Below are 18,179 nucleotides of genomic sequence, written 5' to 3' on the forward strand. Positions count from 1 at the left end.
AGAATCCAGCTTCCTTAAATTTTTATCAGATTTTATCCTACTAAGTTGAAAAATAATTTTTTCTTCCACTTTTCACCACAAGAAGTGGAAGAAAAACTTTTAAAGGTTGAAGTATGAAAAATTCAGGGAAAAGTATAGAAAGTATAATTTGAAAAATGAAAAGTTTCTGCAAAATGTTTTTTTATAGGTATAATAGAGATAAAAAGAAACAGGTGAGCTTTATGAAATTTAGTGAAAAACACAGGATCCAATTTTACGAATGTGATGCAACCGGGAAGCTGACGTTGCCTATGTTGTTGAATATTGTCATCAAAACATCGGAAGCCCAAAGCGAAGCACTGGGCAGAGGGACGGGTTACGTCAATAGTTTGGGTTTGACTTGGGTAATCACACAGCATGACATCAACATCTCCCGATTGCCTGAAACGAATGAACAGGTGACCGTTACAACGGAAGCAAGAGAACACAACAAGTATTTTTGCTACCGTAATTTCTGGCTTCATGATACTGACGGGAATGAATTGATTGCAATCGAGTCCACGTTTGTATTGATGAATATCGAGACGAGAAAAATGGTCAGCGTGCCAGAAGAATTGATCGCGCCTTATGAGAGTGAAAAAATCAAAACGATTAAGCGTGGAGAAAAAATCGGCGACATGGACTCATTTGAAAAAAGGGAGTATCGGGTACGTTTTTCCGACATTGATACCAACGGACATGTAAATAATTCCAGATACTTGGATTGGATGACGGATAGTTTATCTTTTGATTTTTTGATGAGTCGACAGCCGGAAAAGATTTTGATTCGTTTTATTAAAGAAATTAATTATGGGGAAACAGTGATCAGCAGGTGGGCTGGAACTTATGACCCATCGTTTGGCGGAACTAGGGTAACAGAGCATACGATTATGGTCGGAGAGACAAAGTGTGCAGAAGGTTTAATCACTTGGAAAAAGTAATAGAAGCTGTATGGAAAGCTGGACGTTGAAACGTTTTCAGCTTTTTTAAATTCTTTATTTTTGAATAGTCGTCATTTGCAAAAAAAACTTTTTTATGAGAAGGTTAAAGATGTAAAAACTAAATTCTATCCAAAGGAGAGTTGAAAAGTGATTGAATTTAAGAATGTTTCAAAGATATTTAGAGGTGGGAAAGTAGCCGTCGATAATATCTCCCTAACCATTGAAAAGGGTGAATTTATTTGCTTTATCGGAACGAGCGGCAGCGGTAAAACCACCACCATGCGAATGATCAATCGAATGATCGAGCCGACTAAAGGAGAAATTTTGATCAATGGTCAAAATATTCAAAAACAAGATGCGGTACAACTGAGGCGAAAACTCGGCTATGTGATTCAAAGTATTGGATTGATGCCCCATATGACCATACGAGAAAATATTGTCATGGTCCCTAAGTTATTGAAATGGCCGGAAGAGGAAAGAAATCGAATCGCAGAAAAGATGATCGATTTGGTGTCACTGCCTCGAGAGATGCTGGACCGCTATCCGGGACAGTTGTCTGGAGGGCAACAGCAAAGAATCGGTGTTGTTCGTGCATTGGCAGCCGATCAGGATATTATGCTGATGGATGAGCCTTTTGGTGCTTTAGACCCGATTACCCGTGAATCTTTACAGGATTTGGTTAAGGAACTTCAGGAAAAAACAGGAAAAACAATTGTATTTGTTACCCACGATATGGATGAAGCTTTAAAATTAGCCAGTCGTATCCTGATTATGAATGAAGGAAAAATGATTCAATTTGATACCCCTGATGAAATTTTGCGTCATCCGGCAAATGAATTTGTAGAAAATCTTATCGGTGAAGAACGTCTGATTCAAGCTAAACAGGATGATACAACCGTAGAACAGATCATGTTGGGCACAGCGATTTCCATCACTCCTGAAAAATCTCTGTCAGAGGCTATCCGACTGATGAGGGAAAAACGAGTAGATACGTTACTTGTTGTTGATGGCACCGGTGTGTTGAAAGGATTTATTGATTTCGAAACTTTGAATAGTAAACGGAAAGTGGCAACCAGTGTTGGCGATATTTTGCAAACAGATGTATTTTTCGTGCAGAAGGATTCAAAACTTAGAGATACTGTCAGAAGGATTTTGAAGCGCGGTCTGAAATACGTGCCAGTGGTGGATAAAAACAAACGCTTGGTGGGTATCGTGACTCGTGCAAGTTTAGTGGACGTGGTTTACGATGTTGTTTGGGGCGATGAAGAACAAATCGTAGATGCGATAGAAGAAAATATTCCTGAAAGAATATCTGAGGCCGCAAGTAAGGGGGCTGAGTGATATGGAACGTTTTCTATTAGACTATGGACAAGATTTAGTAGTTAAAACGGGAGAACATTTGATGATTTCAGCTACTTCGTTGATTTTGGGTGTCCTAGTAGCTGTTCCGTTGGGCATATTGCTGTCCCGTACGCCGAAGATAGCTGGCGCAGTAGTTGGGATTACCGGTTTGCTTCAGACGATTCCTTCCTTAGCTTTTTTAGCACTGATGGTTCCTATTTTAGGTGTAGGGAAAATTCCAGCAGTGATGGCATTATTCATTTATTCGCTGCTGCCTATTTTACGAAACACTTATATCGGCATGGCGAATGTGGATGAAAACTTGATTGATGCAGCTAAAGGGATGGGAATGACGACGCTTCAGTCAGTGATAAAAGTAGAAATTCCCATGGCAATGCCGACGATTATGGCTGGTGTTAAATTATCTTCTGTTTACGTGATTGCATGGGCCACCCTTGCTTCCTATATTGGTGCTGGGGGACTGGGAGATTTTATCTTCAGCGGTCTGAATAATTACTTGCCAGAGCTGATCGTGGCAGGGACGATTCCTGTCACATTGATGGCATTGATCATAGATTTTCTTTTCTCAAAATTAGAAGATAAGATGACGCCGATTAGTGAAGGAGGGGAGTAATTTGAAAAAAATAAAAAAATTACTCTATATACTGACCATGGTTGGTTTATCTCTGGTCCTGGTCAGCTGTCATTTGCCGGGACTGCCTAGCGGTAAGAGCAAGAACACTGTGTCTGTCGCAAGTTTATCTTCTTCAGAATCGCAAATATTAGCAAATCTTGTCAAAAAAATGCTTGAATATCATAATGAAGAATTGCAAGTCAACTTAGTGAACAATCTGGGGACATCCACAGTGGTCCATCAGGCGATGTTGAGGGGCGATGTGAGTATTTCTGCTGTTCGCTATACGGGAACAGACTTGACTGGTGCTCTGAAATTAGAACCGGAAAAAGATCCTGAAAAAGCTTTGGATATTGTTCAGAAAGAGTTTAAAGCACAATTCAATCAAAAATGGTATCCTTCTTATGGCTTTGCCAACACCTATGCGTTCATGGTGACAAAAGAAACAGCTGAAAAATACCAATTGGAAAAAATCAGCGATTTAGAAAGCGTGGCTGGAGAACTTACAGCTGGTGTGGATACGTCATGGCTGGATCGTAAAGGTGACGGCTATCGAGGGTTTGTTGACGAATATGGTTTTGATTTTGGCAGAGTCTATCCTATGCAGATTGGTTTGGTTTATGATGCTGTCAACGCCGGGAAAATGGATGTGGTTTTAGGTTATTCTACAGACGGACGGATTGCTAGTTATGAGTTAGTAACCTTGGAAGACGACCGTCATTTCTTCCCGCCTTATGATGCTTCGATTGTGGTGGGCTATGATTTGTTAGACGACATAGACGGACTAGATCAAATTTTGGGAGCATTAAGCGGCGCCATTGATACAGAAACGATGCAGCAGCTTAATTACCAAGTAGACGATCAATTATTGGAGCCGGAAACAGTTGCCATCCAATTTTTAAGGGACCATGATTATTTCGGTGAGAAAGGGGAGTTTCTAAAATGAGTGACATGAATTTGGTTCAACAATTCTTTTACTATTTCAGTCAAAATGGCAGCTATGTTTTAGCACAATTTTGGCGTCATTTTTTGATTTCCCTTTATGGTGTTATTTTCGCCGCAATCATTGGGATTCCTTTGGGGATTTTGATTGCCAGAAAAAGGAAGTTAGCTAAATGGGTCATCGGTGTTGCCAATGTGATTCAAACCGTGCCTTCTTTGGCGATGTTGTCCATTTTGATGCTGGGCTTAGGGTTAGGCGTAAACACAGTAATTGTGACGGTTTTCTTGTACTCTTTGCTTCCAATCATCTCGAATACCTACACAGGCATGATTCAGGTGGATGAAGACATACTGGATGTCGGAAAGGGAATGGGGATGACTCGCTTTGAATTATTAGTTCAAGTGGAGCTGCCTTTGTCCATTTCAGTCATCATGGGCGGCATACGAAATGCATTAGTCGTGGCCATCGGAATTACGGCCATCGGCTCCTTTGTAGGCGCAGGAGGACTGGGGGACATTATCACCCGCGGGACAAATGCGACGGACGGTACCGCACTGATTTTAGTCGGGGCACTTCCGACTGCTTTTATGGCAATGGCGGTCGATTTAGTTTTGGGTGTAGTTGAAAAACGTTTAGACCCGGCAAGAAAAATAGAAAAAGGCTGATGGCCTGATAAAGATACTTTTCAAACCACCACAGGAATTAAGTGAAAATTCTTGTGGTGGTTTCATTGTTTGATAAAGGAAATCATAAAAATGACGTTCTAGATGGACAAACAACTTTTACTTTCTTTATAATGGTGAGTATATATAATTTATTATGACTTAATTAAAGGAAGATGGTAATGAAACAATTCGATAAATCTACAAAATTGGATGGGGTCAGTTATGACGTCAGGGGACCTGTTTTGGAAGAAGCAGAAAGAATGATTGAAGTAGGTGTGAAAATTTTAAAATTGAATACCGGTAATCCTGCCGCTTTCGATTTTCATGCGCCGGATGAAATTATTCGGGACCTCATCTTAAACGCCCGTAATTCCGAAGGTTATTCTGATGCAAAAGGGATATTTTCCGCTAGAAAAGCAATCGAGCAAGAGTGTCAGCTCAAAGGGTTTCATAACGTGACAATCAATGATATCTACACAGGCAATGGGGTGAGTGAATTGATTACCATGAGTATGCAAGGATTGCTGGACAAAGGGGATGAAGTGCTTGTCCCGATGCCGGATTATCCCTTGTGGACAGCCTCTGTTTCGTTGGCAGGGGGGACACCGGTCCATTATATTTGTGATGAACAGGCAGAATGGTATCCGGACATGGAAGATATAAAAAAGAAAATCACTTCGAGGACTAAGGGGATCGTTATCATCAATCCTAACAACCCCACAGGAGCGTTATATCCTCGGGAAATTTTAGAATCCTTTGTTGATTTGGCACGTGAGCATCAGTTGATTTTGTTTGCAGATGAAATCTATGACCGCTTGGTGATGGATGGGCTGACGCATATTCCAGTGGCGAGCATTGCACCAGATGTTTTTGTGATAACTTTTAATGGTTTGTCAAAGTCCCATCGTGTGGCTGGTTTTCGTTCCGGTTGGATGGTATTGAGCGGCGATAAATCAAAAGGGGCAGGGTATATTGAAGGGTTGAATATGCTGGCTTCTATGCGCCTGTGTTCCAATGTTTTATCCCAACAAATCATTCAGACGGCGTTAGGCGGGTATCAAAGTGTGGATAAACTGCTGTTGCCGGGAGGAAGAATTTATGAACAACGGGAGTTTATTTATCAAGCTATCAATGATATTCCGGGATTGAGTGCGGTGAAACCTAAAGCGGCATTTTATATCTTCCCAAAAATCGATGTTGATAAATTTAACATCGTTAACGATGAGCAATTCGTCCTAGATTTTCTTCACAAATATAAAATACTTTTGGTTCATGGCGGAGGTTTTAATTGGCAGGCACCAGATCATTTTCGTATCGTATACCTACCGCGCATAGAGGAATTAAAACAAACGACCGACAGTCTGGCAGATTTCTTATATGATTATCAGCAAAAATAAACACTTAGCACTCACTGTTTTTATCTATTTAAGAGCAGTGAGTGTTTTATTTATTTGAAAATTAAAATTAGTGAAATTTGTTAGATTTAATCTTTATTTTACTTTTACAATGTGAGATAATTTGTACATTAAATAAAAAACATTATGATAATGAACGTTTGGCTGCTAGTTAATGGCAAAAATATTTGTTGTGAACTGAGGGATGAATATGAGAAGCTTTGGCAGTATTATTAAAAAAATCAGACTAGAAAAATCCATGAGCAAGGAAAGATTATCAGAAGGAATCTGTTCCTTTGAAAGGTTGACTAACATTGAAGATGGAACAGAAGTGCCTGATTTATTTTTGATGAAACAATTGTGTGACCGATTGTTTATGACCGTGGATGAAGTGTTGTATTTGTATGAATCTCAGAAGACGGATACGAAAAAATGGCTTGCCATGATGAATTATTTTTTTAAAACTATGCAGTATGAGAAATTGAAAGAAATTTGCGATGAAATCGAGAAAACACAGAGTCAGCTGACAGGATTGGAACGTCAGTTATTTTTGTATTATCAAGGACAGGTGCATATCCATCTATCGAAAGAATTTGAGGCGGCGCTGGAATGCTTTAGACAGGCCTTGAGTCAAAGTTATCAAAAGAATTCTTCTGCACCCACAGACATGGAACTGATTATACTGAATGGGTTGGGCTATATTTATTATGCGTTAGGCGACCTGGAAAAATCCGACTATTTTTTTGATAAAAGTCTTCATTTGTTCTTTACTAGCCGGCGTATTAATTTTCGCCCGGAAGTCATTCGAATATTTTATGTGACCGCCTTGGTGAACATTGAACGGCAAAAATATCGTGAAGCAGCGGATATGGTGAATTTAGGTATTTCTTGGTGCCGAAAAAAAATGAGCCTGTATTTATTGCATGAATTGCTGTATTTAAAGGGCATGATTTTAGAAGACGTGGGAAAATTAGACGAAGCGGTTTATTTTGTGGAATTGGCAGAAAGAATAAATGAGATTGAAACGAATGATAAACTTCTCGATTTTAATGTCAATTAACATCAATGGTCTACACCATTCTTGACTTTTTTAACAGAAACAGGTAATTTGGAAGTAGCAAATAAAAGAAAGAAGGATTTTGAATGAAGTCTTATGTTTACGCTGACAAGTTCTTTTTAAAAAGTGGTACGGTATCCTCAGCTTATTTGGAAATTGAAGATGGCGTCTTTGGTTCGATTGTAAAAGACATTCCAGAAAAAGCAGAAGTGATTGATTACACTGGTAAATGGATAGCTCCTGGTCTAGTGGATACGCATATTCATGGCTATAAAAATCATGATGTGATGGACAATGATGCAGAAGGATTGAAAGTAATGTCTGAAGGTCTCTTGTCCTGTGGTGTGACATCTTTTCTTCCGACCACGCTGACTTCCTCTAGAGAGTTGCTGACCAAAGTTGCCAAAACGATTGGTGATACGTATCAGGAAGTAGAGGGAGCTAAAATTCAGGGGATTTATTTCGAAGGTCCTTTCTTTACTGAAAAATACAAAGGTGCTCAAAATCCGATATATTTTTCTGACCCAAGTTTGGAAATTTTTAACGAGTGGCAGGAAGCTTCAGGCGGACTAATCAAAAAAATTGCTTTGGCACCAGAACGAGAAGGTGTGTCAGAATTTGTTCAAGAAGTGACAAAGCAAGGCGTAGTGGTTGCTTTGGGACATAGTGATGCCACACTGGAAGAAGCTCAAAAGGCTGTGGAGAGCGGAGCCAGCGTGTTTGTTCATGCGTACAATGGGATGAGCGGTCTGCATCATCGTGAGCCGGGAATGGTCGGTTCATTAATGACGCTCCATGATGTTTATGCGGAAGTTATTTGTGATGGCCATCACGTCCATCCGAAAGCTGTGGATGTTTTAGTGACTACTCGGGGGCATGATCATGTGGCGTTGATTACTGACTGCATGATGGCTGGTGGTATGCCAGACGGCAATTACATGTTGGGAGAATTTCCAGTGGTGGTTGCTGAAGGAACGGCCCGTTTGAAAGAAGGCAGCTTAGCAGGAAGTATTCTGAAATTAAAAGAAGGCTTAAAGAATGTTGTGGACTGGGGAGTGGCTACTCCAGAACAAGCTGTGATGATGGCGACCTTGATTCCAGCTGTCAGCTGTGATATTGATGATAAATGCGGACAGATTGCAGCAGGAAGAGACGCTGATTTCATCGTACTCACTCCGGACATGGATTTAGAAGCAACCTACTTAGATGGCAAATTAAGATATACTGCGGAGTGAAAAAATAGAAAGGACGAGGCTGATCCATAAGTCTCAAAAATAATTAAAAGGAAACTAAAATCGATAAAAAGATTTTGGTTTCTTTATGTCTAATGATGATAAAATGGCTGTTCGTTAAATGATGTGGACGGCTAGCATTTAGTAGGATTTAAATAACAAGCTTAGACAACTTCGCTTAAACAAGTGGGGTTGTCTTTTTTGTCCAAAAATTTAAAACTGACAAGAGTACAATGCTTGAAGTGCCAAAAGCCACTATATATTACTTTTCTAGAACTGATTTTAAATGCAGAAAACTTACCATTACTCCATCACTGCAAAGGCGGAAAAGATCGAACAGGATTTGCAACAATCATCACATTATTTGCTTTAGATGTAAGTATTGAGGAAGTTGAGAAGGACTATATGCTCACAAAGGAATGTATGGAAGAACGTAACAAACGAAGGATGGATGAATATCGTACTTATACAGATAATGCTGTTGTTTTGGAATACTTGTCAGCATTAATGCAAACGAAAAAAACATATTTTGATGCGGCAATAGATGAGATGCTAAAATTGTCCGGTTCTGTTGATAAATACTTAGAAGAATATCTAGGCTTAACTAGTGCAAAGAAGAACAAAATTAAAACATTGTTCTTAGAAAATTAGCTAGATTAAAAACAGAAATTTTAAATTAGATATTTTTGGAACCAAGAGTACAACAGATAGCATTAATATTTACACAAACACCTCCCCTTTTCTTAGGGGGGTGTTTGTAAATCTTATCGTTAGCTTAATGGACTAAAAAAAAATATTTTTCACAAAAAAATATTAAGCTTTTCCCTTGACTTTATTTGTAAACGCTTTTATAGTTAGTTATAACAGATAAGAAAGGGATGTTTAATTTATGGATACTAAATTAAAGAAACAGTATGGATTATTTGTTAATGGGGAATTTTTAGAAAATAGTCAAGCTGCGTTCATTGAAGCTGTCAATCCGGCTAATGGAGAAAAATTGGCTGAATTTACAGATGCGACTGAAGAAGATGTCAATAACGCAGTTAATGTGGCACAAAAAGCATTCAAAACTTGGAAGAAGAGCAGTATTTTAGAACGCAGTACGTTATTGTTGAAGATTGCTGATATTATTGACGAAAATCTTGAACATCTTGCAATGGTGGAAACCTTGGATAATGGGAAGCCGATTAGAGAGACGATGGCAGTAGATATCCCACTTGCGGCAGATCATTTCAGATATTTTGCCGGCGTTATCCGCAGCGAAGAAGGTTCAGCACAGGCATTCGATGAAAACACCTTAAGTATCGTTTTGAGAGAACCGATTGGTGTGGTCGGGCAAATCATTCCATGGAATTTTCCATTTTTAATGGCTGCCTGGAAAATCGCCCCGGCATTGGCGACAGGCAATACAATTATCATCAACCCGTCTTCTACAACTTCTCTCAGTGTGCTTGAATTAGCTCGCCTGCTTAAAGATGTGTTGCCAAAAGGTGTGTTGAATGTGGTGACCGGTCGCGGGCGCACAACAGGAAGTTATATTTTAGCACATGAAAATATCCAAAAATTAGCTTTTACTGGGTCTACGGAAGTCGGATACACAGTCGCTAAGGCTGCGGCAGAGCGGTTGATTCCGGCAACGTTGGAATTAGGAGGCAAGTCGGCAAATATTTTCTTTGATGACATGCCGTACGAAAAAGCTCTTGAGGGAGCACAGATGGGTATTTTGTTTAATCAAGGGCAAGTCTGCTGTGCCGGGTCGAGAATTTTTGTACAGGAAGGGATTTATGACAAGTTCATCGGCGACTTGAAAGCAGCGTTTGAGAATATTGAGGTGGGGATGCCTTGGGAAAAAGAGACGCAAATGGGAAGTCAAATCAACCAAGGTCAGCTTGATAAAATTCTGGAGTATGTAGAAATCGGTAAAAAAGAAGGCGCATTGGTCCTGACTGGGGGCAAGCAAGCTACAGGCGGGGACTTAGATCAGGGATGCTTCATGGAACCAACGTTACTGACACAAACCAATAACGATATGTGCGTCAGCCGTGAGGAAATATTTGGTCCAGTGGCAGTAGTCATCAAATTTAAAGACATTGATGAAGTGATTGCGTTAGCAAATGATTCCGACTTTGGTTTAGGCGGAGGCGTTTGGACGAATGATATTAATAAAGCATTGAAAGTCAGCCGCGAGATGGAAACAGGACGAATCTGGGTCAATACTTATAATCAAATCCCGGCAGGAGCACCTTTTGGCGGTGTGAAAAAATCAGGTATCGGACGGGAGACATATAAGTCAATGATTGACGCATACTCGCAGATGAAGAATATCTATATTGATACTGGAGAGCAAGGCATCGGATTGTATTAATCTGATCCAATGCAACACCTTTAAGAGCTTGTCAGGGGGAGACAGGCTCTTTTTTTTATGAGCATGGGTATTAAGGAAAGAAAATTTGCAACTTTTTCATTTATTATCTGAAAAAACAGAGTTAATTTTAATAAGAGTAGTATTAAAAGGACTTTTCTGATAAAATAGTAGTGTCAGTTAAGTCTAAAGTACTTGACCAAATCATTTCCATTTAGGAGGAATTTAGTAATGGCATTAGTATCAGCAGCAGAAATGTTGAAAAACGCACGTGAAGGAAAATACGCAGTAGGAGCTTTTAACACAAATAACTTAGAGTGGACCAAAGCTATTTTACAAGGGGCTCAGGAAGCCAATGCACCTGTCATGATTCAAACATCCATGGGGGCAGCCAAATATATGGGCGGCTATCAAGTATGTGTTCACTTAGTCGAAGATTTAATTGAATCAATGGGAATCACAGTTCCTGTCGCTTTGCATTTGGACCATGGGGAATATGAAGATGCGTTAAGATGTATCGAATTAGGCTATACTTCAGTGATGTATGACGGCTCACACTTACCGTTTGATGAGAACATTGAGCTGGCTAAAGAAGTTGTTGCTAAAGCACATGCTAAAGGTGTTTCAGTAGAATGTGAAGTTGGAAGTATCGGTGGAGAAGAAGATGGTGTGATAGGTTCTGGAGAACTAGCTGATCCAAACGAATGTAAACAAATGGCTGATACAGGCATTGATTTTCTGGCAGCAGGAATCGGAAATATCCATGGCGCTTACCCAGAAAACTGGGCTGGTTTGAGCTTTGAAACACTTGGAAAAATTGCTGATATTACAGAAGGTATTCCTCTAGTATTACACGGAGGTTCTGGAATTCCTTTAGAACAAATCCAAAAAGCAATTTCATTGGGAGTTTCTAAAATCAACGTAAATACAGAATGCCAAGAAGTATTTGCTGCTGCAACACGTAAATATATCGAAGAAGGCAAAGACTTGGAAGGCAAAGGCTTTGACCCTCGTAAATTATTAGCACCTGGAACACAAGCTGTTGTTGATTTAGTGAAACAACGGATTGAATGGTTTGGTTCTACAAATAAAGCTTAAACGTCTAGAAGCACTGATGTGTTACTGACCAAAAGTTTTAAATAAAATAAAATCGCATGACCCGACTTTTGTCGAAGGTCATGCGATTTTTAATTTGTGTTGATACTAACGTTAGCTAGACATGCTAAAAAGCTAAGTATTTGTTTTTTCAGGTTTTATTTTATAGAAAATATGTGCATACCCCTTCAGGCGCAAAGACGTCTTTTTGAAGAAGAGTCAGTTTTCCTGTTGAATCGTCTCTTTCGAACAAGGTCAGATTATCGGATTCCTGATGTGCAACGACTACCAACTCATCAGTACTGTTCAAGGCGAAATCTCTTGGGAAATCCCCCTCAGATGAAATGATTTGGACGACAGACATTTTTTCGTCAGAGTCATCTAAAGCAATTACGGCAATAGAATTATGGCCTCGATTTGAAGCATAAACAAATTTTCCGTCCTGAGATATGCGAATCGCCCCGGCACCGCTAAACTCTGTAAAGCCTTCCGGAAGAATGGATATCGTTTGTAAATAGCTGAACGCGCCAGTGTCTTGATTATATGCCACTGATGTGACAGTATTGTTTAATTCTCCTATGATGTAAGCTGTATTTCCAGAAGGATGGAACACGATGTGACGCGGCCCGGTTCCTGGTGCTGTTTGGAAAACAGACACTTCCGTTAGTTTTCCTTCGTCGCTGACATCATACACATAAACCCCATCAGTCCCTAAATCACAGGCGACTAGGCGCTTATCTGGTGTTAGATCAGCATAATGGGCACGAGGGCCTGCTTGGTTTTCATGGGGACCATTCCCGCTGTGCTGGACAGTGTCCACCAAAGTGAGACTGCCGTCTTGATTTTTTTTATACACATGCAAGCTTCCTTTATGATAATTGGCATCATAGACGAGTTGTCTTTGGTTATCAATGCCGACATAGCAAGGGGGAGCACCCTCAGCCATTACTTTATTAATTAATTCATAAGAGCCGTCTGCTAATTTTTTATAGGCAGCCATGCCGCCTGCTGTATCATCTTTACTTACAGCATAGAGAAAATCGTCGCTGCTTGTCCCTAAATAAGTCGGGGAACCTTCTGCTTGTACAAAAGAAACATCTGACAAAGTTTTTTTATCCGTATCTAAAATAACTTGGTAAATTCCTTTACTTTCTCGTTTGGTATATGTTCCTAATAGAATTTTTTCTTCCATGAAATCCATCCTTTCTTTTTCTTATTATAGCATAGTGCTTTTCGGAGATGAAAGATATAAATCTAGCTGTTAGTTAATGCAACTTTTCATCCTTAAGGGCTTAGATATGGTACAATATTGATAAAGAAATTTAGAAAGAGGTTGGATGGATGAAACAATTAAGAATTACTGAAATTGGAAAAAATGCAGTGACGGCAAATGAGCCGATGTTGATTTTGTTTAATCAAACAGCTACAGAAGAAATTAGAAAAGTAGCGGTGATTCACGAAGAGTTGGATAAAAATCAACCCTTTGCCATCAAAAAAGGGGATAAAATATTATTTGGGGAACAAGAATATCAGGTGGAAGAAGTTGGAGAGTTGGCAAATAGTTCCCTTGCTGAACTTGGACATGTAACGATTGTCTTCCATTTGCCTACCAATGAGCACCATTTGCCTAATTCAATCTACCTCTTGCCTTCTGAGGTACCTGAAATAAACGTGGGAACGATTATCACATTCCAATCTGAAGGGTAGTGGTAAAATGGAGGAAAAAGAGAAAAAAACTAATCACTCCTGGTTTTGGAAATTATTTCTAAACAATCAGGTAGTTACAGGACTGGTAATCGTCCTCTTGATTTTGTTGATTATTTTGATTTTCACAAAGGTTTCTCATTTATTCACTCCGGTCATTCAATTTGTCGGGATTATTGGTTCGCCAGTAATTTTTGCCGGCATTTTATTTTATTTGCTAAATCCCTTGGTTGATAAACTGGAGAAAAAAGGAATATCCCGTGTGTGGAGCATTTCAGTGATTTTTATAGCAATTATTGCGTTGATCGTCTGGGGAATCGTGATACTTGTGCCTGAAATTCAACGGCAAACAGCCAGCTTTTTGGCCAACTGGCCGAGTTATTGGCAGACGATTCAAGGAAAATGGGATGAATTGTTGAATCTTCGCTTTTTAGAGGAATATGCATCGCAAATCGAACAAGTCAGTACAAACTTTATGGATTCCATCGGTTCCATGTTTGAAAACTTCTCCAAAAATGCTTTTCGCGGTATCGGAAATGTTATCGGTGCTGTCACAACGATTTTCTTGACGGTAGCTACAGGACCAATCATCTTATTTTATTTGTTGAAGGATGGAAAGTCTTTAGGCAGTTATGTTGAAAAGTTTTTGCCTGTCAAAGTAAGAAAACCTATTATGGAAGTTTTCGCAGACATTAATACGCAAGTGTCCCAGTATATCAGAGGGCAATTAACGGTTGCTTTGATTGTGGCGCTCATGTTTATGATTGGCTTCAAGGCAATCAACCTGGAATTCGGCGTGACTTTAGGTGTTTTAGCAGGGTTTTTAAATTTGATTCCATATCTAGGTTCATTTTTAGCTATGATTCCTGCGATAATTTTAGGTATTGTTACTAGTCCGTTCATGTTGGTTAAAGTATTGATTGTTTTTTCCTTGGAACAATTTATCGAGGGCCGATTTGTTTCGCCATTAGTTCTTGGCAGTCAGCTAAAAGTCCATCCTGTGACGATTATTTTTGTATTGCTCACTGCTGGAAATTTATTCGGTATAGTAGGGGTGATTTTAGGTGTTCCGGGGTATGCAACAATTAAAGTTATAGTAACACATATTTTTGACTGGTATAAGGAACATTCAGGGCTATACGAGGAAGAGTCTCAAGAGATAGAATAATAAATGAGAATCAAAGAGTTTTAAATAAACATGTTGAATTACATATTAGAAGAAGTTAAAACACCAGTCGAAAAGCGACTGGTGTTTTTCCATCAATTAATTTTTAAATGAATGAATCGGTGCGGGTATCCGTCCACCTCGTAAAATAAAGTCAGTAGAAGCAAACTTGTTAACTGGCATGACTGGTGCGTAGCCTAACAGACCACCAAAGGAAACTATGTCACCGACTTGTTTTCCTTGTGCAGGGATAATACGAACAGCGGTCGTTTTATTGTTGACGACACCGATAGCAGCTTCATCAGCAATGATAGCAGCAATTGTTTCAGAAGGTGTGTCGCCGGGAATAGCAATCATGTCCAAACCGACGGAGCAAATAGCAGTCATGGCTTCAAGCTTTTCTAAATTCAGTGCGCCTCTTTCTACTGCATCAATCATTCCCTTATCCTCAGAAACCGGGATGAAGGCTCCCGATAGACCGCCCACATGTCCGCAAGCCATCACACCGCCTTTTTTGACTGCGTCATTCAGCAAAGCAAGAGCGGCGGTTGTCCCATGGGTACCTACCGATTCCAGTCCCATTTCTTCAAGAATATGCGCCATCGAATCACCCACTGCTGGCGTTGGTGCTAAAGATAAATCTACAATACCAAAATGGACGCCTAGTCGTTTAGAAGCGACCTGTCCTACTAGTTGTCCCATGCGAGTGATTTTAAATGCGGTTTTTTTGACCGTTTCAGCGACAACATCAAAAGGCTCCCCTTTGACTTTTTCCAGTGCCCGTTTCACCACACCGGGACCGCTGACTCCCACATTGATGATACAGTCTGCTTCTCCCACACCATGAAAGGCACCTGCCATAAAGGGATTATCTTCCACCGCATTGGCAAAGACAACGAGTTTGGCACAACCCAAATCGGATTTTTTTGCCGTTTCAGTGATGACGTATCCCATGTGGCGGACAGCATCCATGTTGATACCGGTGCGCGTTGAACCGATATTGACCGACGAGCAGACACGCTCAGTCTCCGCTAACGCTTGAGGGATAGAATTAATCAAAATATCGTCGCCGTATTGATAGCCTTTTTGCACTAAGGCAGAGAAGCCGCCGATAAAGTTGACGCCCACATCTTTAGCTGCCTGATCTAGTGTTTTGGCAAAAGCGACATAATCTTTATCTTGTGTTGCGGCTGCGACCAAAGCGATAGGTGTGACTGAAATTCGTTTATTAATAATCGGGATACCATATTCCGCTTCAATATCTTCTCCGACTTTTACAAGGTCTTTCGCCAGCCGGGTAATTTTATTGTAGATTTTTTTTCTAGCCGTTTCACCGTCGCTGTCGATACAGTCAAGGAGAGAAATGCCCATGGTTATCGTTCGGATATCCAGTTTTTCTTCTTCGATCATGCGAATAGTTTCCAAAATTTGTGCCGTTTCCAATGTTCAAAATCCTCCTTGTTTATAATTTATGCATCGTGTTAAAAATATCTTCCCGTTGGATATGGATAGTCAACCCTAGCTGATTGCCCAGCTCAGTCATCTGATTTTTTATTGTGATGAAGTCGTCAGTCGTCGATTCTAAATCAAGCATCATCATCATCGTAAAGTTTTTTTCCATAATGGTTTGGGAGATATCTAAAATATTGACAGACAGTGCTGCTAATTTATTGCTGACTGCTGCCACGATTCCTACCTTATCTTGTCCTACCACAGTTAATATTGCTTTCATGATTTATCCTCCTTTGATGTTAGTAGTATCTTATAACAAAAGCAGGAAATAATAAACATTTTTTATCAAAATAGAAAAAATGGGACTAATAACCGAACATTATTGGTATAGGGAAAGGGTCGAAACACTGAAAATAAAAAAACACCCCACGAAATCAGCTGTGTTTGCTCATTTCATGAGGTGAGTTTTATGACTAAAATGTTGTTGCTAATATTCCGGCCTGTTCAAATGCAGAGGCCATGATTTCTTCTTTTTTATCTGGGGCGTAGTCGATACCTTCAATAGAAAGACGTTGATGATCAGTGATACCAACAAAATTAAACATTGCTTTGACATATTGGGCAGCAAAGTCACTGCCGTCATAGTGTCCGCCGCCTGATTGAATATGAAGGACTTTTTTATTATCCAACAATCCAACGGGACCATTTTCTGTGTACTTAAATGTTTTTCCTGCCACGGTGATGGAATCTATCCATGATTTTAACCGGCCAGGGACACCTAAATTCCATAGTGCATTGATAACGATAACCTTATCGGCTGCTAAAAACTGCGTCATCAATTCATCGTATCTGCCCATCGCTTTTTGCTGTTCCACAGATAAACTGTCGAAAGAAGAACCGCCTCCCAGTGCATACATGGCACTGAGCAAATCTTTATCAATTTCCGGGATATATGAAGCAAACAGATCAAGAACTTCGATAGTATCATCGGGATTCTGCTTGCGATATTGCTTTAAAAATTCGTCTGCGACTGCGACAGATTTTGATTCTGCCCCTGTCAGCGGGTGAGCCTTTACTACTAAAATTTTTGTCATAAAAAAACCTCTCTTACTTATGTGATAAATCAATGATACAGAAAAAAAGTAAGTAATTCAACTAAATTATTCTAAGAAACAGTTTTTTTATTGTGTCAGATTGAGATAGTTCGTGAAAAAATTTCTGTCAGTGTTTATCTCAGAGTCCGTCATCTTCCAGTGAGCGTTTAGTTATCCAGCCTTTTTTCGTTTTTTTCACATGTACATGCAATCTTTGAAATGATTTTCATAAGGAGGTTTTATATACTTGTAGTATGAAAAAAGTATCGTTTAATATACGAAAAATTATTTTAAAGGGGTGTACTTATGACAACATATGGTTATGCGTATGCATTGGCAGATAAGGAATACTTGGATGCACAATTAACCAGCTTGAAAGCGTATGGCGTGGATGAAATTGTTTTGGAAAAAGAAGTGGAAGAAGCAGGGAAAAATCATCAGGGGCTAGAAATTTTAGTGGAAAAATTATGTAGTGACGATCGATTAGTCGTGTTGCACTTAGTTTCTATTGGCAAATCAATAATTCAACTGGCAGATCTTCTTCATGAGCTGGAAAATAAAGGGGCACAATTAGTTGTTATAGAGAAGTCGGAAGAGTTAGTCGATTTGAGTGATAAAGAGTTGGCAGCGATTATTCGTCGTTTTGCGATGATGGAAAAAATTATTATTCGTGAAAGAACTTCCCGCGGGTTGGAAGTGGCAAGAAGAAAAGGACGTATCGGCGGTCGACCAAAGATTTCTCAGGAAACAGTGGAACGTATTCAATTTTTGTATAACAACAATAAATATACTCTGCGTCAAATTGCTGAAGAGTGTAACATTTCTCTTGGTACAGCCTATAAATATACGCAAGATCAAAAATAAAACTAAGAGGCTGACCCATAAGTCTCAAAAATAGTAAAAAGGAAACCAACATCGATAAAAAGATTTTGGTTTCCTTATTTTTTTGTCTATCTAATGCCTACTGAATAATTATATGATTTTTAAAAAGTATGGCTTTAATGTTTTTCAAGCTGAATCTTAGCGAATTGAAATTGTAAGCTAAAAAAAGGCGCAAAAAATCTGCCGTCAATTTTGACAAA

At 39.5% G+C, this 18,179-nt stretch carries 18 protein-coding genes; 14 read left to right on the forward strand and 4 right to left on the reverse strand.

Annotated elements, in window-relative coordinates:
* Positions 1-221 precede the first annotated feature (221 nt).
* From CBF29_RS12905 to CBF29_RS12955, 11 genes are all read left to right on the forward strand, one after another.
* Positions 222-959 carry an acyl-[acyl-carrier-protein] thioesterase gene (locus tag CBF29_RS12905; RefSeq protein ID WP_126810118.1) on the forward strand — a complete coding sequence of 246 codons (738 nt, stop codon included), beginning with the start codon at positions 222-224 and terminating at the stop codon, positions 957-959.
* A gap of 147 nt (positions 960-1,106) precedes the next feature.
* The gene (locus tag CBF29_RS12910) at positions 1,107-2,300 is read left to right on the forward strand and encodes a betaine/proline/choline family ABC transporter ATP-binding protein (protein ID WP_126810119.1); all 1,194 of its coding nucleotides are present in this window, start codon (positions 1,107-1,109) and stop codon (positions 2,298-2,300) included.
* A gap of 1 nt (position 2,301) precedes the next feature.
* Positions 2,302-2,934, forward strand: coding sequence for an ABC transporter permease (locus CBF29_RS12915; RefSeq protein ID WP_126810120.1), 633 nt, complete (start codon positions 2,302-2,304; stop codon positions 2,932-2,934).
* Positions 2,935-2,944: 10 nt separating this feature from the next.
* A complete protein-coding gene (locus CBF29_RS12920; protein ID WP_425469906.1) occupies positions 2,945-3,880 on the forward strand; it encodes an osmoprotectant ABC transporter substrate-binding protein in 936 nt (311 codons plus the stop codon).
* A complete protein-coding gene (locus tag CBF29_RS12925) occupies positions 3,877-4,542 on the forward strand; it encodes an ABC transporter permease (protein WP_126810122.1) in 666 nt (221 codons plus the stop codon). The genes CBF29_RS12920 and CBF29_RS12925 overlap by 4 nt, the downstream gene beginning before the upstream one ends.
* A gap of 179 nt (positions 4,543-4,721) precedes the next feature.
* Positions 4,722-5,939: a pyridoxal phosphate-dependent aminotransferase gene (locus tag CBF29_RS12930; RefSeq protein ID WP_126810123.1), complete on the forward strand. Its 1,218-nt coding sequence runs from the start codon at positions 4,722-4,724 to the stop codon at positions 5,937-5,939.
* A gap of 208 nt (positions 5,940-6,147) precedes the next feature.
* Positions 6,148-6,996, forward strand: coding sequence for a helix-turn-helix transcriptional regulator (locus CBF29_RS12935; protein ID WP_126810124.1), 849 nt, complete (start codon positions 6,148-6,150; stop codon positions 6,994-6,996).
* An 83-nt stretch (positions 6,997-7,079) separates the two neighbouring features.
* Positions 7,080-8,228 (forward strand): N-acetylglucosamine-6-phosphate deacetylase, encoded by a 1,149-nt coding sequence (gene nagA / locus CBF29_RS12940; RefSeq protein ID WP_126810125.1) that lies wholly within the window; start codon positions 7,080-7,082, stop codon positions 8,226-8,228.
* A 234-nt stretch (positions 8,229-8,462) separates the two neighbouring features.
* Positions 8,463-8,876, forward strand: a complete 414-nt coding sequence (locus CBF29_RS12945; RefSeq protein WP_211334305.1) for a tyrosine-protein phosphatase — start codon at positions 8,463-8,465, stop codon at positions 8,874-8,876.
* A gap of 238 nt (positions 8,877-9,114) precedes the next feature.
* Positions 9,115-10,590 (forward strand): aldehyde dehydrogenase family protein, encoded by a 1,476-nt coding sequence (locus CBF29_RS12950; RefSeq protein ID WP_126810127.1) that lies wholly within the window; start codon positions 9,115-9,117, stop codon positions 10,588-10,590.
* 228 nt (positions 10,591-10,818) lie between these two features.
* Positions 10,819-11,685, forward strand: coding sequence for a class II fructose-bisphosphate aldolase (locus tag CBF29_RS12955; RefSeq protein ID WP_126810128.1), 867 nt, complete (start codon positions 10,819-10,821; stop codon positions 11,683-11,685).
* A 160-nt stretch (positions 11,686-11,845) separates the two neighbouring features.
* On the opposite strand, the gene CBF29_RS12960 is transcribed toward CBF29_RS12955, so the two are convergent.
* The gene (locus tag CBF29_RS12960; protein WP_126810129.1) at positions 11,846-12,874 is read right to left on the reverse strand and encodes a lactonase family protein; all 1,029 of its coding nucleotides are present in this window, start codon (positions 12,872-12,874) and stop codon (positions 11,846-11,848) included.
* A 149-nt stretch (positions 12,875-13,023) separates the two neighbouring features.
* On the opposite strand from CBF29_RS12960, the gene CBF29_RS12965 reads away from it, so the two are divergent.
* Together CBF29_RS12965 and CBF29_RS12970 are read left to right on the forward strand one after the other, a co-directional pair.
* A complete protein-coding gene (locus CBF29_RS12965; RefSeq protein WP_126810130.1) occupies positions 13,024-13,389 on the forward strand; it encodes a PTS glucitol/sorbitol transporter subunit IIA in 366 nt (121 codons plus the stop codon).
* 7 nt (positions 13,390-13,396) lie between these two features.
* The gene (locus CBF29_RS12970; RefSeq protein WP_126810131.1) at positions 13,397-14,554 is read left to right on the forward strand and encodes an AI-2E family transporter; all 1,158 of its coding nucleotides are present in this window, start codon (positions 13,397-13,399) and stop codon (positions 14,552-14,554) included.
* A 96-nt stretch (positions 14,555-14,650) separates the two neighbouring features.
* Here CBF29_RS12970 and CBF29_RS12975 read toward each other — a convergent pair whose 3' ends face one another.
* From CBF29_RS12975 to CBF29_RS12985, 3 genes are all read right to left on the reverse strand, one after another.
* Positions 14,651-15,994 (reverse strand): PFL family protein, encoded by a 1,344-nt coding sequence (locus tag CBF29_RS12975; RefSeq protein ID WP_126810132.1) that lies wholly within the window; start codon positions 15,992-15,994, stop codon positions 14,651-14,653.
* A gap of 19 nt (positions 15,995-16,013) precedes the next feature.
* A complete protein-coding gene (locus CBF29_RS12980) occupies positions 16,014-16,283 on the reverse strand; it encodes an ACT domain-containing protein (RefSeq protein ID WP_126810133.1) in 270 nt (89 codons plus the stop codon).
* Positions 16,284-16,476: 193 nt separating this feature from the next.
* A complete protein-coding gene (locus CBF29_RS12985) occupies positions 16,477-17,097 on the reverse strand; it encodes an FMN-dependent NADH-azoreductase (protein WP_126810134.1) in 621 nt (206 codons plus the stop codon).
* A gap of 306 nt (positions 17,098-17,403) precedes the next feature.
* Here CBF29_RS12985 and CBF29_RS12990 point away from each other — a divergent pair, with 306 nt between their 5' ends.
* The gene (locus CBF29_RS12990; RefSeq protein WP_126810135.1) at positions 17,404-17,961 is read left to right on the forward strand and encodes a recombinase family protein; all 558 of its coding nucleotides are present in this window, start codon (positions 17,404-17,406) and stop codon (positions 17,959-17,961) included.
* Positions 17,962-18,179: the final 218 nt, after the last annotated feature.

The organism is Vagococcus elongatus (assembly GCF_003987645.1).
GTDB lineage: Bacteria > Bacillota > Bacilli > Lactobacillales > Vagococcaceae > Vagococcus_A > Vagococcus_A elongatus.

Bases quoted from the DNA above. Each gene is read 5' to 3' on its own strand.
- CBF29_RS12905 (WP_126810118.1), top strand. From the start codon at position 222: ATGAAATTTAGTGAAAAACACAGGATCCAATTTTACGAATGTGATGCA.
- CBF29_RS12915 (WP_126810120.1), top strand. From the start codon at position 2,302: ATGGAACGTTTTCTATTAGACTATGGACAAGATTTAGTAGTTAAAACG.
- CBF29_RS12925 (WP_126810122.1), top strand. From the start codon at position 3,877: ATGAGTGACATGAATTTGGTTCAACAATTCTTTTACTATTTCAGTCAA.
- CBF29_RS12930 (WP_126810123.1), top strand. From the start codon at position 4,722: ATGAAACAATTCGATAAATCTACAAAATTGGATGGGGTCAGTTATGAC.
- CBF29_RS12935 (WP_126810124.1), top strand. From the start codon at position 6,148: ATGAGAAGCTTTGGCAGTATTATTAAAAAAATCAGACTAGAAAAATCC.
- nagA (WP_126810125.1), top strand. From the start codon at position 7,080: ATGAAGTCTTATGTTTACGCTGACAAGTTCTTTTTAAAAAGTGGTACG.
- CBF29_RS12950 (WP_126810127.1), top strand. From the start codon at position 9,115: ATGGATACTAAATTAAAGAAACAGTATGGATTATTTGTTAATGGGGAA.
- CBF29_RS12955 (WP_126810128.1), top strand. From the start codon at position 10,819: ATGGCATTAGTATCAGCAGCAGAAATGTTGAAAAACGCACGTGAAGGA.
- CBF29_RS12960 (WP_126810129.1), bottom strand. From the start codon at position 12,874: ATGGAAGAAAAAATTCTATTAGGAACATATACCAAACGAGAAAGTAAA.
- CBF29_RS12965 (WP_126810130.1), top strand. From the start codon at position 13,024: ATGAAACAATTAAGAATTACTGAAATTGGAAAAAATGCAGTGACGGCA.
- CBF29_RS12970 (WP_126810131.1), top strand. From the start codon at position 13,397: ATGGAGGAAAAAGAGAAAAAAACTAATCACTCCTGGTTTTGGAAATTA.
- CBF29_RS12980 (WP_126810133.1), bottom strand. From the start codon at position 16,283: ATGAAAGCAATATTAACTGTGGTAGGACAAGATAAGGTAGGAATCGTG.
- CBF29_RS12985 (WP_126810134.1), bottom strand. From the start codon at position 17,097: ATGACAAAAATTTTAGTAGTAAAGGCTCACCCGCTGACAGGGGCAGAA.
- CBF29_RS12990 (WP_126810135.1), top strand. From the start codon at position 17,404: ATGACAACATATGGTTATGCGTATGCATTGGCAGATAAGGAATACTTG.